This window comes from Actinoplanes sp. NPDC019969 (assembly GCF_055562375.1).
The window spans coordinates 197,070-210,442 of the sequence record NZ_JBVHFK010000003.1; the positions used below are offsets into that span (position 1 = coordinate 197,070).

General features: G+C 72.6%; 16 protein-coding genes. 8 read left to right on the forward strand and 8 right to left on the reverse strand.

From position 1 onward, the window contains the following. Window positions 1-558 (forward strand): transglycosylase family protein, encoded by a 558-nt coding sequence (locus ACZ3II_RS11050; RefSeq protein ID WP_465517450.1) that lies wholly within the window; start codon window positions 1-3, stop codon window positions 556-558. A 1-nt stretch (window position 559) separates the two neighbouring features. Here the strand turns inward: ACZ3II_RS11050 and ACZ3II_RS11055 are convergent, their stop codons facing one another. The 4 genes from ACZ3II_RS11055 to ACZ3II_RS11070 form a co-directional block, all read right to left on the reverse strand. Continuing rightward, entirely contained in the window at window positions 560-1,435 is an 876-nt protein-coding gene (locus ACZ3II_RS11055) for an alpha/beta fold hydrolase (RefSeq protein ID WP_465517451.1), read from the reverse strand. Between the two features lie 326 nt (window positions 1,436-1,761). Next, window positions 1,762-2,889: an epoxide hydrolase family protein gene (locus tag ACZ3II_RS11060; protein WP_465517452.1), complete on the reverse strand. Its 1,128-nt coding sequence runs from the start codon at window positions 2,887-2,889 to the stop codon at window positions 1,762-1,764. A 92-nt stretch (window positions 2,890-2,981) separates the two neighbouring features. Then, window positions 2,982-3,995, reverse strand: coding sequence for a hypothetical protein (locus ACZ3II_RS11065; RefSeq protein WP_465517453.1), 1,014 nt, complete (start codon window positions 3,993-3,995; stop codon window positions 2,982-2,984). 57 nt (window positions 3,996-4,052) lie between these two features. Continuing rightward, entirely contained in the window at window positions 4,053-5,024 is a 972-nt protein-coding gene (locus ACZ3II_RS11070; protein WP_465517454.1) for a helix-turn-helix transcriptional regulator, read from the reverse strand. 82 nt (window positions 5,025-5,106) lie between these two features. Here ACZ3II_RS11070 and ACZ3II_RS11075 point away from each other — a divergent pair, with 82 nt between their 5' ends. Continuing rightward, window positions 5,107-5,472: a VOC family protein gene (locus ACZ3II_RS11075; protein WP_465517455.1), complete on the forward strand. Its 366-nt coding sequence runs from the start codon at window positions 5,107-5,109 to the stop codon at window positions 5,470-5,472. Window positions 5,473-5,530: 58 nt separating this feature from the next. Here the strand turns inward: ACZ3II_RS11075 and ACZ3II_RS11080 are convergent, their stop codons facing one another. Then, window positions 5,531-6,265, reverse strand: a complete 735-nt coding sequence (locus ACZ3II_RS11080; protein ID WP_465517456.1) for a dienelactone hydrolase family protein — start codon at window positions 6,263-6,265, stop codon at window positions 5,531-5,533. A 68-nt stretch (window positions 6,266-6,333) separates the two neighbouring features. Here ACZ3II_RS11080 and ACZ3II_RS11085 point away from each other — a divergent pair, with 68 nt between their 5' ends. Genes ACZ3II_RS11085 through ACZ3II_RS11095 form a run of 3 tightly spaced genes read left to right on the forward strand, consistent with a single transcriptional unit; the run spans window position 6,334 to window position 8,027 of the window. Beyond that, on the forward strand, window positions 6,334-6,837 hold the full coding sequence (locus ACZ3II_RS11085; RefSeq protein ID WP_465517457.1) for a GNAT family N-acetyltransferase: 504 nt from the start codon (window positions 6,334-6,336) through the stop codon (window positions 6,835-6,837). Window positions 6,838-6,853: 16 nt separating this feature from the next. Then, on the forward strand, window positions 6,854-7,579 hold the full coding sequence (locus ACZ3II_RS11090) for a DUF4184 family protein (protein WP_465517901.1): 726 nt from the start codon (window positions 6,854-6,856) through the stop codon (window positions 7,577-7,579). Continuing rightward, the gene (locus tag ACZ3II_RS11095) at window positions 7,533-8,027 is read left to right on the forward strand and encodes a nuclear transport factor 2 family protein (protein WP_465517458.1); all 495 of its coding nucleotides are present in this window, start codon (window positions 7,533-7,535) and stop codon (window positions 8,025-8,027) included. The genes ACZ3II_RS11090 and ACZ3II_RS11095 overlap by 47 nt, the downstream gene beginning before the upstream one ends. A gap of 13 nt (window positions 8,028-8,040) precedes the next feature. Here the strand turns inward: ACZ3II_RS11095 and ACZ3II_RS11100 are convergent, their stop codons facing one another. Then, window positions 8,041-8,328 carry a helix-turn-helix domain-containing protein gene (locus ACZ3II_RS11100; protein ID WP_465517459.1) on the reverse strand — a complete coding sequence of 96 codons (288 nt, stop codon included), beginning with the start codon at window positions 8,326-8,328 and terminating at the stop codon, window positions 8,041-8,043. 259 nt (window positions 8,329-8,587) lie between these two features. Then, window positions 8,588-9,661 (reverse strand): LacI family DNA-binding transcriptional regulator, encoded by a 1,074-nt coding sequence (locus ACZ3II_RS11105; protein ID WP_465517460.1) that lies wholly within the window; start codon window positions 9,659-9,661, stop codon window positions 8,588-8,590. A 208-nt stretch (window positions 9,662-9,869) separates the two neighbouring features. Here ACZ3II_RS11105 and ACZ3II_RS11110 point away from each other — a divergent pair, with 208 nt between their 5' ends. Together ACZ3II_RS11110 and ACZ3II_RS11115 are read left to right on the forward strand one after the other, a co-directional pair. Continuing rightward, the gene (locus ACZ3II_RS11110; RefSeq protein WP_465517461.1) at window positions 9,870-10,703 is read left to right on the forward strand and encodes an AbfB domain-containing protein; all 834 of its coding nucleotides are present in this window, start codon (window positions 9,870-9,872) and stop codon (window positions 10,701-10,703) included. A 14-nt stretch (window positions 10,704-10,717) separates the two neighbouring features. Next, complete coding sequence (locus ACZ3II_RS11115) at window positions 10,718-11,416, forward strand: DivIVA domain-containing protein (RefSeq protein ID WP_465517462.1); 699 nt, start codon at window positions 10,718-10,720, stop codon at window positions 11,414-11,416. Between the two features lie 115 nt (window positions 11,417-11,531). On the opposite strand, the gene ACZ3II_RS11120 is transcribed toward ACZ3II_RS11115, so the two are convergent. Further along, window positions 11,532-12,023 carry a TetR-like C-terminal domain-containing protein gene (locus ACZ3II_RS11120; protein ID WP_465517463.1) on the reverse strand — a complete coding sequence of 164 codons (492 nt, stop codon included), beginning with the start codon at window positions 12,021-12,023 and terminating at the stop codon, window positions 11,532-11,534. A gap of 16 nt (window positions 12,024-12,039) precedes the next feature. On the opposite strand from ACZ3II_RS11120, the gene ACZ3II_RS11125 reads away from it, so the two are divergent. Next, window positions 12,040-13,341, forward strand: a complete 1,302-nt coding sequence (locus ACZ3II_RS11125; RefSeq protein WP_465517464.1) for an alpha/beta hydrolase — start codon at window positions 12,040-12,042, stop codon at window positions 13,339-13,341. Window positions 13,342-13,373 lie beyond the last annotated feature (32 nt).

Here is a 13,373-nt window from a genome sequence, read left to right on the forward strand (position 1 = left end):
ATGTCTCGGATCGTTGGTAGACGAGTGCGCCTCGCCCTGACCACCCTGGTCACCGCCGGTGTCGCCGGAGCGGGCGTGCTGTTCGGCCCGGTCGGCGGAGCCCAGGCCGCCGCCCGGCAGGTCAACTGGGACGTCGTCGCGAAATGCGAGTCCGGCGGGCGCTGGCACATCAACACCGGTAACGGGTACTACGGCGGCCTGCAGTTCAGCCGCAGCACGTGGAAGTCGAACGGCGGAACGAAGTACGCCCCGACCGCCGACCGGGCCAGCAAGGCCCAGCAGATCGCCATCGCGGAGAGGCTCTACAAGAAGCGTGGCCTCAAGCCGTGGCCGGTCTGCGGCAAGAAGCCGGGCGTCTACAGGTCCGGCTCCGCCACGAAGCCGAAGCCCGCTGCCAAACCGAGCGGCAAGACCTACGTGGTCCGCTCCGGCGACACCCTCGCCTCGATCGCGAAGAAGTTCACGATCAAGGGCGGGTGGCGTACGTTGTACGCGCACAACAAGGACCGCCTGTCCAGCCCGAACCGGATCTACCCGGGCCAGCGCATCCGGCTGTGACCTACCGGATCAGCGCCTGCAGGATCTGATCCGCGTGCGTCCAGAGCAGAGCGCCGCCCGCGCCCGCCACCACGTGCCGGCGGGCGTGCGGCAGACGTGACGCGCACGTGGCGCCCAGGTCCGGTGAGTGCACCGGGCTGGTGTCGGCGTCGCCGTACCAGAGGTCGACCGGGATCCGCACGTCCGCCGGATCGAACGGCCAGCGCGCCGACGCCAGCACCGTGTCCCGGGCGTACCCGCCGGGCCCCTGCGTGAAAGCCTCGCTCAGGGCCCGGCGGTACGCGACCTCGAACACCGGATCGGTGTAGACGGCCCGGTCGGCCGCCCCGGCCATCGACAGGATTCGCTGCCAGAACCCGTCGGCGTCACCCCAGCCGGCGAAGAGCTCCTCGGCGCCCGCCGGATCGGCCCGCACCGCCTCGACCATCGCGGCGACGTCCGGGATCAGCGACCCCGCGAACGCCGGATGGGCCAGCTCGTCGGTGCCGGCCACCACGGCCGCGGCGTCCAGGATGCCGGCGGCGGCACAGGCCAGCAGGAACGGGGCGCCCTGCGAGAAACCCACGCCGCGGACGCCGGTGAGCCCCCGCGCCGCGAACAGCCGCGCCATGTCAGCGGCGAATCCGGGCAGGGTCCGGCCGGGGGCCGGGTCCGACGCGCCGAGCCCGGGACGGTCCACCGACACCAGCCGGACACCCCGGTCACCCAACCCGGCGAGCAGATGGGCGCCGAACCCGAGCGACCGGCTGGTGGCGGCGCCGGGGCTGAACAGCACCGGGAGACCGTCCGTGGGTCCCCACTCGGCCCAGCCCAGTCGCCTGCCGCCGGGAAGCGGGGTCGTGCCGAGCCGGTCCGGTGAGGTCACGTTCTTGTCCACGGGACGCCATTCTCAGCGTTCGGCCGCGTCATGTCGCCCGGTTTTCTCCGGCCAGGCGGGGCCACCAGCGCCGGACCGCCTCGACTGCCTCGTGCACCCGGGCGACCGCTCGCGGCCCGCCCGCGCCGCGGACGATGTCGACCGCTGCGGAAAGACGGTCAAGGCCATGGTGCCCTTGTCCTCCAGCTCCCGGGCCAGGGCGAGGGCTTCCGGGCCAGGGCGAGGGCTTCCGGGCCAGGGCGAGGGCTTCCGGGCCAGGGCGGTGCGCTGAGGCTCGGTGGATTCCAGGGCGATCTCGGCCGGCGCCCACGGGACCTCGCCGGCGGTCAGCGCACCTGACGGAAAAACGCGCGCAGGTCGTTCACCAGCAGGCCGGGGACCTCCAGCGCGGGGAAATGCCCGCCGCTGCCGTGTTCGGACCAGAGCCGGATGTCGGGGTACCGCCGGGCCGCCCAGCGCCGCGACGGCCACGGCACCTCGGCGTGGAAGAGCGACGCGCCGACCGGAACGTCGACCGGCTCGGCGTCCACCCCGGTGATCCAGCCGGCGATCCGTTCGATGCTCTCCGCGTACAGCCGGGCCGACGACGCGGCCGTCCCGGTCAGCCAGTACAACGTCACCTGATCCAGGATCTGATCCCGGGTCAGGCCGTCACCCCAGGTCAGGAGCTTCTCCCCGAGCCACGCGCAGAGTCCCGCCGGTGAGTCGACGAGCCCGTACCCCACGGTCTGCGGCGCCGTCCGGTGGATCTCCGAGTACGCCGACGCGGACCGCCCCCGTTCCTGGATCCGCTGCAGCGCCGTCCGCTCGGCCTCGGTGAGATCGCCGGGTCTCGCCGGATCCGGGCCGGCCAGCGGGGGGATCAGGTGGATCCCGGCCACGTGGTCCCGGTGCCGCGCGGCGAGACAACTGGACACGCTGGTGCCCCAGTCGCTGCCCGCCGCGCCGTACCGGTCATAGCCGAGCCCCGCCATCAACTCCGCCCAGGCGTCCGCGATCCGTTCCACACCCCAGCCGGTGGTCGTGGGCTTCCCACTGAACCCATAGCCCGGCAGCGACGGAATCACCACGTCGAAGGCGTCCGCCGGGTCATCGGGATCGGTCAGCGGCCCGGCGAGATCCACCAGCTCGAGCACCGAACCCGGCCACCCGTGCGTGATCACCAGCGGCATCGCCCCGGGATGCGGCGACCGGGCATGCAGCACATGAACATCGACCCCCTGCACGGTCACCATCGACTGCGGGACCGCGTTCAGCCGCGCCTCCGCCGCCCGCCAGTCGTAGCCGTCCGCCCAGTACTCAGCGAGGCCGCGCACCACGTCGAGCGGAACGCCCTGCTCCCAGCCGTCCACCGGCGCCGCCTCCGGCCAGCGCGTCCGGGCGAGCCGCTCCCGCAGCTCCGTCAGCTCCGCCTCCGCCACCTCGACCCGGAACGGCCGCACCTGGATAGCCATCCCGCCAGTCTCCGCCACATCCGCCACCCGCGCAGCGTGCCGAACCAGCAGCCGAACTCGCGCTGATCATCTGACAGGAGAGGGGGAGACACTCAGTTCCAGTGGCTCGCGGTGCTGGCGGCCCGGTGGCAGTCCTCGCAGAGGAACAGGCTGCGGAATCCGGAACCGTGCTCGCGGATGGAGGAGGTCACCGTGGCGGCGTGGAACATCAGGCGTTCGCAGGACGGGCAGAGCGGGTTCGGATACAGCCCGATGGGTGGGCCGCCCGCTGTGCCGACCACGCCCGGCGTCCGGTGGGTGTTGCCGTTGCTGTAGATCAGGTCGGGACCATAGGGCCGCAGGACCGCCTGGCCCCGGCCGAACTCCGGGTGGTCCGGGACGGGGTCCTCGTCCTCGAGGATCACCTGCTCGCCCTGGTAACGGCCGTCGGGAGCGATGCCCGCGAACACCGTCCACAGGCCGGTGGCGGCCGGGGCGACCAGGTGCGCGTGCGGCGCCGGCCACGATGGCAGGCCGGGCACGTCGGCCAGGCGCAGCGACAGGTAGTGCCAGACGACGGGGCTGGTCGCGGGCTCGCGAACCACGCGCTCGACCGGCAGGCCCACCGGGTGCGCCGCGTCCGGGAAGTCGCCGGTCTCCAGGTGGACGGCCTGCCGGTGGGGAGTGAAGCGATACTCCGCGGGGCCGGTCGGGGGGATCCAGATGCCGGAGTCCTCGTAGTCGGAGCGGTCCGCGCCGTCCCGGACGTCCTCGGCGACGGCGGCCAGGGCCACGCCGGTGCCGATCGAGGCGAGCACCCAGGCGTCCTGGAAGGACCGGTCGGCTCGCAGCCGGCCGGCCAGAACATCCACGCACCGGTCGGAAGCGCCGGCGAAGAGCACGCACAGGTCGTCGAACATGACCTCGAACCGGTCGAGCAGGCCGTCGATCACCAGCTCCTGGAAGGGCCGGAACAGCTCCGGCCGGGTGCCGGCCAGATAGGAGAAGTGGTCGCCCAGCAGGTTTTTCTCCAGGTCACCCCGCTGCAGGTGCTCGACGAGCACCGCGACGTCGTCGGGTGTCTCCACGGGCAGCGGGTCCCTGCCCCGTCCGGCATCGATCGGCATGGCGGGGACGCTAACAGCAGGGTCCGACAAAACCCTCTGACCAGGGGAGACGGGTGCTCACCCGTACAGCGAAGTCATGGCGACGGCGCTGGACCGCATCATCTCCCGCAGAGCGGGTGGGGAGACCACCTCGATGTCCGCCCCGAGACGCAGGAACTCGGCGTGGGCGTGCTTGATCGACTCGATCGGGAGGGTGACGGTGGTCCAGCCGTCCGGATCGGGTGGCCCGATGCCGTCCCGGACGTTGCGGGCCATGGCGCGGGTCATCAGGTGCGGGATGCGGTCCAGCGCCGCCGGGGCCAGGCGGACCGTGGCCTCGTCCCGGTGCAGGCGCCGCTCGAAATCAGCGGCCCACTCCGCCCAGGTCGCCGCCAGGTCGAACCCCTCCGGCCGTTCGAACGTCTCGTCCAGCACGGTCAGATCGATGATCGTCGCGACCCGGTAGGTCCGCGGAGTGCCGGAGACGTGGGCGACGAAATACCAGACGCCGGCTTTCAGGACGATGCCGAGCGGCTCGATGTCCCGGTCCACCTCGCGCGGCTCGCGCCAGCGGCGGTAGCGCATCCGGGCGCGGCGCCGGTTCCACACCGCCGCGGCCAGGTCGGCCAGGTGGGGATGGGTCTCGGTCTCGCGGAACCAGCCGGCCGGATCGAGGTGGAACCGGTCGCGGATCTCGTCGACGTGCCGGCTGAGCCGGGCCGGCAGCGCCGCCCGCAATTTCAGCTCGGCGGTCGTCAGGACCGCGCCCAGACCGAGTTCGGCAGCCGCGTCCGGCACCCCGGCCAGGAAGATCGTCCCGGCCTCCTGCGGGGTGAGCCCGGTCAGCCGGGTCCGGTAGCCGTCGACGAGCTGATAGCCGCCGCCCGCGCCGAGTTCGGCATAGACCGGCACACCCGCCGCGTCGAGTGCTTCCATGTCCCGATAGACGGTCCGCACCGAGACGTCCAGCTCGGCCGCGATCTGCTGGGCGGTGAGCCGCCCACGGTCCTGCAGCAACAGGACCACCGACAGCAACCGGCTCGCACGCATGTTCCGAAGACTGCCACAGGTGACTGACACAGGATGTCAGTCACCCCCGGGCAGAGTGACACGTGACGAAAGGAGCACCACCATGGCACTCGCCACCCTCGCCGGCTTCTCCCTGGACTGCGACGACCCGGCCGCCCTCGCCGCCTTCTACCACCAGTTGCTCGGATGGGAGGTCAGTTACTCCAGCGACGAGTTCGTCTACCTGGGGGAGATGGGCAGCGGCCTCGGCTTCGTCAAGGTCGACAAGTACGTCCCGCCGACCTGGCCGTCCGCGGACGTGCCGAAGCAGGCCCACCCCGAACTCGGCGTCACCGACCTGGACTCCGGCGAGGCGGCGATCCTGGCGATCGGCGCCACCAAGCCGGAGTTCCAGCCGATGCCGGATCGCTGGCGGGTCCTGCTCGACCCGGCCGGCCACCCGTTCTGCATCTCGGTGATGTCCTCGTAGCGGTATGTCAGCCGGGCGTAGCGGGCGGTGCTCGCGGTCACCGCCTCGCCCGGCGACGTCACGACGTCGAGGACGGCGATCGCCAGAACTCGATCGCCTCGGTCAGGGCCCGGTCGGTCAGCGCCGGGTCGTGCCGGGGGCCGACGTCCCGCATGAACGCGTGCTCCCCGCCGGCGTAGACGTGCAGCTCCAGGTCGGCCAGCCCGGCGGCGTACAGCCTGTCCAGGATGAACAGCCGCGCGTCCGCCGGCACGTGCGGATCCTGACTGCCGAAGACGATCAGCAGGCGGCCCCGGATCTCCGCGGCCCGCGCGATCGAACCGGCGTCGGCGTCCTTGCCGAGCGCCCCGTTGTGCAGCCCGGTCGGATAGAAGCAGACCGTCGCCTCCACCCGCGGATCGAACGCGGCCCGGAACGCCAGATGCCCGCCGATGCAGAAGCCGGTCACGAACAGCCGGGTGATGTCGTCCCGGCCCTGCATCCAGTCGAGCACCGCCACCCGGTCCGCGTCGAACGCGGCGGCCGTGGTGGCCGCCGCGCCCGCCAGCCCGCGCTGCTTGCCCTCGTCGTCGAACGCGAGGGCCACCCCGGCCAGTTCCCCGTGCGGGTATATCTCCGGCGCCACCACCACGAACCCGGCCCCGGCCAGCCGCCGCGCCGTCCGCAACGTCGACTCGGTCAGCTGGAAGATGTCCGTGTAGAGCAGCAGGCCCGGCCACGTCCCGTCACCGGCCGGCCGCAGCACCACTGTCCGGATGGCACCGATCCGAACCTCTTCTTCGCGTACCTTCATGATCGAAACCCTACCGGCGGCAATTCCGGATATGTTCCCACCGGCCCGGCAGCCGTAGCGTCGAAGGAGTGAACCGACCGACACAGCCAACGATCGCTGTCGAGTTGCTCGCCGACCGCCCGGACCTCATCGCCGAGCTGGCCCGGCTCCGCTGGCACGAGTGGAGCCGCCACCCCGGCAGGGAGGACCCGCAGTGGTGGATCGACACCACCCGCCGGGAGACCGGCCGTACCCTGCCCCCGGTCACCTTCGTCGCCATCGACGAGACCGGCAACGTCGCCGGCGGCATCGGCCTCGTCCCCGTCGAACACCCCGAACTCGCCGACCGCGGCCCCTGGGTCGTCGGCGCCGTCGTCCGCCCCGACCGGCGCGGCCTCGGCGTCGGCGGCACCCTGCTCACCGGCCTCAAACTGTGGGCCACCAGCAGCGGCATCGAACGGCTGTGGGTGTCCACCGGCGGCCTGCCCGTCGGCTTCTACGCCCACTGCGGCTTCCGCGCCACCGCCCTCGTCGACCTGCCCGGCCGTGACCGCCTCACCATCCTCACCGTCCAGTTGGGAACCACCGACTAGGCTGCGGGCGGTGCCGATGACCTTCCCGACGCATCCCGCCGCCGTCCTCCCGCTCAAACTGTGGCGGCCCCGCTGGTTCGACGGCGTCGCCCTGGTCCTCGGCTCGGGGGCGCCCGACGCGGCGTACGCGCTGGACGGCAGCGGCCTCCCCGTCTGGCCCCTGTCGCACCAGCCGCACGGCCTGATCCTGTGGTGCCTGCCGGTCACCCTGATCGCCTGCCACCTGGTGCGCCGCGCGATCCCGGTGATCGCCGCCCACCTGCCGTCGTTCCTCCACGACTACGGCGCCCTGCACCGCTCCGGCCATCCGTGGTGGATCACCGCCGGGTCGGCTCTGCTCGGCGCCGCCAGCCATCTGCTGCTCGACGGCCTGGAGGAGTGGATGCCCGCGATCGAATACCCGGCCCACGCCGCCGGCACGATAGTGATGGCCGGCCTGCTGCTGGTCATCGGCCGGCGCGGGCTGCTGCGCCGCTGGCACGGCGCGCCGCCGCACCGGGAGCGGCGCCCGGTTCTGTTCTGGTCCGTCGTGGTGGCGATCGCCCTGCCGGGGCTTGCGGTCACCCCTTTCCTCCCGGCCGCCGGCCTTCTTCACACCTCGGGCGTACGGGTGATGGCCGCGCTCTCCCTCGGCCTCCTGCTCGCCGCCGCTGTCGCCGCCCCTCCATCGCGCCATGACACACACGGGAGTTCCCATGGTTCAGTCCTTCGACGCCGTCTCCGCCTGGCGGGCCGCCGGTGAGGCCGGTGACGCCGCCGGTGCGGTCGCCGCGCTCCGCCCCGACGTCACCCTGATCTCGCCGATCACCGAACAGTTCACCTTCCGGGGCCACCGGCAGGTGCACACGCTGCTCGAGGTCGCCCTGGCCGCCATCGACGACCTCACCTACACCGACCAGGTCGCCGAGGGCCGTACCGTCGCGTTGTTCTACGAGGCGCGCATCGGCACGACGCGTCTGCACGAGGCCCAGCGGCTGCGCCTGGCCGACGACGGCTTGATCAGCGAGATCACCCTCTACGTCCGGCCGCTGCCGGCCCTCACGCTCCTGATGAGCCGGCTCGGGCCGGAACTGGCCCGCCGCAACGGTCAAGCCGGTATGGCCCGATTGATCCCGCTCGCCAGCGGCATGATGAACTCGATGGCCACCACCGGCGAACAACGGATCATGCCGAAGGTGGCCCCCCGATAGCCGCGCCGGCGCGTCACTCCAGCGAGGAGGCCGCCGGCCCGCGGAACGTCGCGCGGTAGAGGCTCGGCGTGCAGCCGACCTGCCGCCCGAAGTGGTGCCGCGGGGTCTCGGCCGAGCCGAAGCCGGCGGTCCGGGCGATCCGGTCCACCGTGAGATCGATGGTCTCGGGCAGCTCCCTGACCCGTGGGAGGCGGCGGCCGAGCAGCCATGGCATGGGTGTGGCCCCGGTGTGGCCCGGAAACGCCGGGCCAGGTTCCGGGGGGCTCATCGCCGCGCGGGCGGCGATGCCGGCGACGGTCAACGGCGCCTCCAGACGCTCCTGGATCCAGTCGAGTGTCGGACCGAGATCGCCCGGATCGCCGGCCCGGGGGCGGTGGTCGATGAACTGCGCAGATCGTCTCCGGCCGCGTGGTCGACGACGGCGACCTCATCACGTCGGGCGGCGTGACCTCCGGGCTCGGCCTCGGCCTGTGGATCGCCGAGCGCTTCCTCGGCCCGGACGCAGCCCTGCAGGCCGAGATGGTGCTCGCGTACGAACGTCGCGGCACCGTCCGGCGCACTCAGAAAGAGCCGGCCAGCCGGTTGTCCGGGGTGTGGCTGCCGGGGTGGATCTCGCCGGAGCCGCGGCGGATCAGGGTGGTGGGGATCCAGTGTTCGGTGGGTGGGGTGCTGTCGCCGTCGATGCGGCGGAACAGGGCCTGCGCGGCGGTGCGGCCCATCGCGACCGGGTCCTGGGCGACCACGGTGATCGCCGGTTCGAGCAGGTCGGCCAAGGGGAAGTCGTCGAAACCGACGAGGGCGACGGTACGGTGCAGGCCGAGCCGGCGCAGGGCCCGGACCGCCCCGACGGTCACCAGGTTCTGGCTGGTGAACAGGGCGGTCGGTGGATCCGGGCGGTGGAACAGCTCGGTGACCTTGCATTCGGCCAGGCGTTCGGTGTGCAGTTCGGTGCCGATCAGGCGCGGGTCGGGTTCGATGCCGGCGTCCCGTAGCGCCGCGAGATAACCGTCCTGGCGGTGCCGGGCCGTGGAGATCCGGCTGTAGTCGCCGAGGCAGGCGATCCGGCGGTGCCCGTGCGCGATCAGGTGCCGGGTCGCCTCGCCGGCGCCGAGAACGTTCGTGGCCAGGACCGTGTCGCCGGGGAACCCCACGCCCGGCCGGTCGACGAACACCACCGGGGTGTCGACCCGTAGTTCCGTCGTCAGATAACCCTGATCCGGGCCGACCGGAGCCATGATCAGGCCGTCGGTGCGGCGCATGGTGAACGCGCGGGCGAGTTCGCGTTCGCGGGCCGGGCACTCGTCGAGGCTGCCGGTGAGCACCTGGACACCCCGGTTGCGGGCCTCGTCCTCCACAGCACGGTGCAGCGCCGCCGAGAACGGGTTCCCGACGTCCTCCAGCAGCAGGGCGATCATCTCGGTCCGGCGGTCGCTGCGCCGCAGCGCCCCGGCGCCGACGTCGGGACTGTAGTTGAGCAGCTTGATCGCGCTCCGGACCTGGGCGACCAGGACCGGGGAGACGTTCTCCTCGCCGTTGACGACGCGGGACACCGTCTTGAGGCTGACGCGGGCGGCGCGGGCGACGTCGTTCATGGTGGGCCGGCTGCGGCGGCCGGGCGTCCGGTCGGGGGACAAGGTGCTCCTCGCGTACCTCTGTGATGCGTCCGGCAGAGCTTAGCGAATCGTGCCTGCTCAGCCGGAATGACCTGCGACTATTTATTCGTAAAGAAACCTATTGAAATGTGTTGTTGACAAGATCGAGAGCCTCGCGTTCACTCCCCTGACAACGTTGTCACGAGCGGCGTTGTGACGTCCCCGCGTGATGACAGGAGCTGCGACACCCATGACGGCTGCCCCCGAACCGCCGCGCCCTGGCGGCTCGACCCCGTTCTCCTCGGCCGGCAAGCCGAACCCGGCCGGGCAGCACTCGCCGATCGTGGCGCTCGCCATGGCGACGACGGTCGCCATCCTCGGATACTCCGCCGTGGCCGTGATGCTGCTGGACCGGGGAGCGCCCCCTGCGCCGGCCCGACCGGCCCCGCCCGTGTTCGTACTGCCGCCCGGCTCGATGCCCGCCGCCCCGCCCGCCTCGCCGCCCGTCTCGATCCTTCCGTCGCCGGTGCCGTCCTTCGGGCCGCCGCGGACCGGCATCCGCGCCATCAGTGACGGGATCCCCGCCCGCCCGTCCCGCAGCGCCCCGTCCGCCGGGCGCAAGACCGCCGTCCCGAGCGCTTCCGCCGCGGCCCGGCCCGTCTTCGCCGTCGGGAACACCGTCGGCCTCGGGTTCCCCGCATGGCCCGGTTACCTGGTCCGGCACCGCGACCAGATCGCCCGCGTCGAGCAGGTCACGGCCGCGAGCGGCCCGGCCGACCGTCGCGCCGCCCGGTTCGTGGTGGAGACCGGCCGTGCCGACCGGCGCTGCTTCTCCTTCTCCTCGGCCGAGTACCCCGGCTTCTACCTGCGGCACCGTGGCTTCGTCCTGCGCCTGGAACACGCCGAGCCGACCACGCTGTTCCAGCACGACGCGACCTTCTGCGCCGTCCCCTCCGGCGCCGGTTTCGTGCTGCGCTCGACGAACTACCCGAACCATCACCTGATCCAGGACGGCGGCCTGCTGCGCCTCATCCCCTCGGAGCCCGGACAGGCGACCGTGTTCCGCGCGCTGCCCCCGATCTGACCGACAGGAAACCCATGCCCCTCACCCCGGCGGACATCCACACCGTGGAGTTCCGCAGACCAGCGCTGGGAAAACGCGGCTACGACGACGCCGCTGTCGACGCGTTCCTCGACGCCGCCGCCCAGGAGTTCGCCCGCCTCACCACCGAGAACCGCACCCTGCGGGAACGCCTGCGCCGCTCCGCCACCCCGGAAGGGCGGCCGGCGGCCGCTGCCGTCGCACTCACCGCGCGTCTGGAACGCCTGACGGCGGAGTGCTCCCGCGCGGAACAGGAGGCCCGCGAGGTGCGAGCCGCCCTGGAACATGCCCGCGCCGCCGACCCGCCGCCGGCCGCCGACCGCGTGGGGAGCCTCGCCTCTCCACCGGCCGCCGACCGTGCGGGGAATCTCGCCCTGCCCCCGGCCGCCGACCGTGTGGTGAGCCTCGCGCAGCGGACAGCCGACGAATACCTGCGGGAGGCCGCGGAGACCGGGCGTGCCCTGCTGGCCGCCGCGCGTACCAAGGCCGACCACCTGACCAGCGACGCCGCCCTGCGAGCCTCCACCATCGACAGCGACGCCCGCCACCGGCACGCCGAGGCGATCAGCGGCCTGGCGGACGCGCGCGCCGCGGCCCTCGCCGAGATCGACCGCCTCACCGGGCTGGTCCGAAGCCAGCGGGAGCGGTTGCAATCCCAGATGGCCCGGCGCCTGCACGACCTGTCCGGCAGCTGACCCGGGCGCCGGTACCTTCCCGTCGCTTCGCGGCGCATCGGGTGGACCGGCCCGTCGTTCCGCGGCGCGTCGGTGGCATCGGCTCGTCGATCCGGAGTGTGACCCGCGGCCGGTGTCACACCGTCGCGACCCACCCGCGGAGCACAGCCTGGACCGTCGAGTCGAAATGCACGTCCGCGGTGGCGCTGTCGAACGCGCCGGCGAGTTCGAGATCGACCAGCCCGTGCAGGGACACCCAGAGGGACACCGCGATGGTGGCCGGGTCGCCGGCCAGAACTCCCGCCGCCCGACCACGATCGATCGCGCCGATGAGCGGCCGGACCGGATCGCCGGCGCCGACCGGGCCGAACGGGTCGAACGCCTGGATGCCACCGAACAGGACCGCGTACAGGTGGCGATGGCCGAGGGCCCAGCGCCGGTACGCCACCGCCAGCGCGAACAGGTCGGCCAAGGGGTCGGCCGTGGCCGGCACTCCGGTCAGCTCCGCGGCCAGACCGCCGATCGCCCGCGCCCGCACCTCGCCGATCAGGGCTTCCTTGCTGCCGAACAGGGTGTAGACCGCCGCCGTCGCCGCGCCGGCGGCCTCGGCGAGGACGCGAACACTCATCGACCCGGAGGGCCGGGTGGCCACGACCGGCCTCTTCCTGGCGTTGGTGCTGCTCTTCCTCATGGCGATCGCCGCCACGGACGGGGCCGCCGGTGGCGTTCCCGCCTGGCTGCTGACCGTTCTCACCGGCGTCGCGGTCGCAGCCCGGCTCCGCCGCCGGCGGGAGGGCCAGAGGCCGGGACCCTGGCTGGTTCTCCCGGTGGCGGCGGCCGTGGTGCTCACCGCCTCGGTGTGCGTCCCGACCGTTCCCACCCAGCGGCGCCACCCCGCCGACCTGCCGTTCGTTGCGACCCAGCACTGGCGGCTCGCCACGGGCAGCCGGGTCGCCGTCTACCACCACCCGCCCGCCCCCGGAACTCCCCGGCGCCCGGTTCCCCTGGTCCACCTGCACGGCGGCCCGATCCGGAGCATCTCCCTGATCGATCACCGGTTCCTGCGGCAGCTGGCGAGCCAGGGGTACGACGTCTACGCCTACGAACAGGCCGGCGGAGGGCGGAGCGACCTGCTGCCGATGGCGCAGTACACCGTGGACCGGCTGGTCACCGACCTCGGAGCGTTCCTCGATCGGCTCGGTGGCGGCAACCGGCAGGCCGACGTGCTCGGATTCTCGTCCGGTGCGGTCGTGCTCACCAGGAGCCTGGCCGATCCGGCGATCGCCGCGCGGGTACGCCGTGCGGTCATCGCGGAACCCGGCCCGATGGACGGCCCGACCGCCCGGATCACCGGGCGCGCGGGCCGGCCCACCGCCCGTGGTCTCGCTCCCGGCCCGTCCGGCGCCCGGTCCACCCACCAGCCTCGTTACGGCGTCGCCTTCGGCTTCATGCGACTCGGGTGGCTCAGCGCCGACAACGGCCTGATCGGCCAGGCCGAGGGCGTGAACGCCTTCACCGCCGCGGACCTCGGTGGCGACGTCGCCTCCGCGTACTGTGCGGAGGACGCGGGCCGGATCGCCGACGAGGACAGCCCGGAGAACTTCTCCTTCAGCGCCGCCGCCAGCCTCCAGGTCCGGCAGACCATCCAGGACTCACCGTCGCTGGCGCCGCGATTGCGGCTCTCGGCCACCCCGGCGATGCTGCTGATCGCCGAATGCTCCGCCCAACTGCGTCAATGGGCGACCGCTGTGCTGGACGCCGACTCCGCGATCACCCGGACCCAGTTTCTCCGCGGGGTCGGGCACCGCCTGTGGAACGGCCTCGACGACAACGACGAGCGGGCCGGTGCCGTGATCACCGCCTTTCTCGAGGACCGCCCGGCGCCGCTGCCGGACTATCCGGCACGTGCCGACATCCCGGCCTTCCTCTCGTCAGGTAGGCCTTGACGTTGGTCACCTCGGTGCCCGCCCGTCGCGCC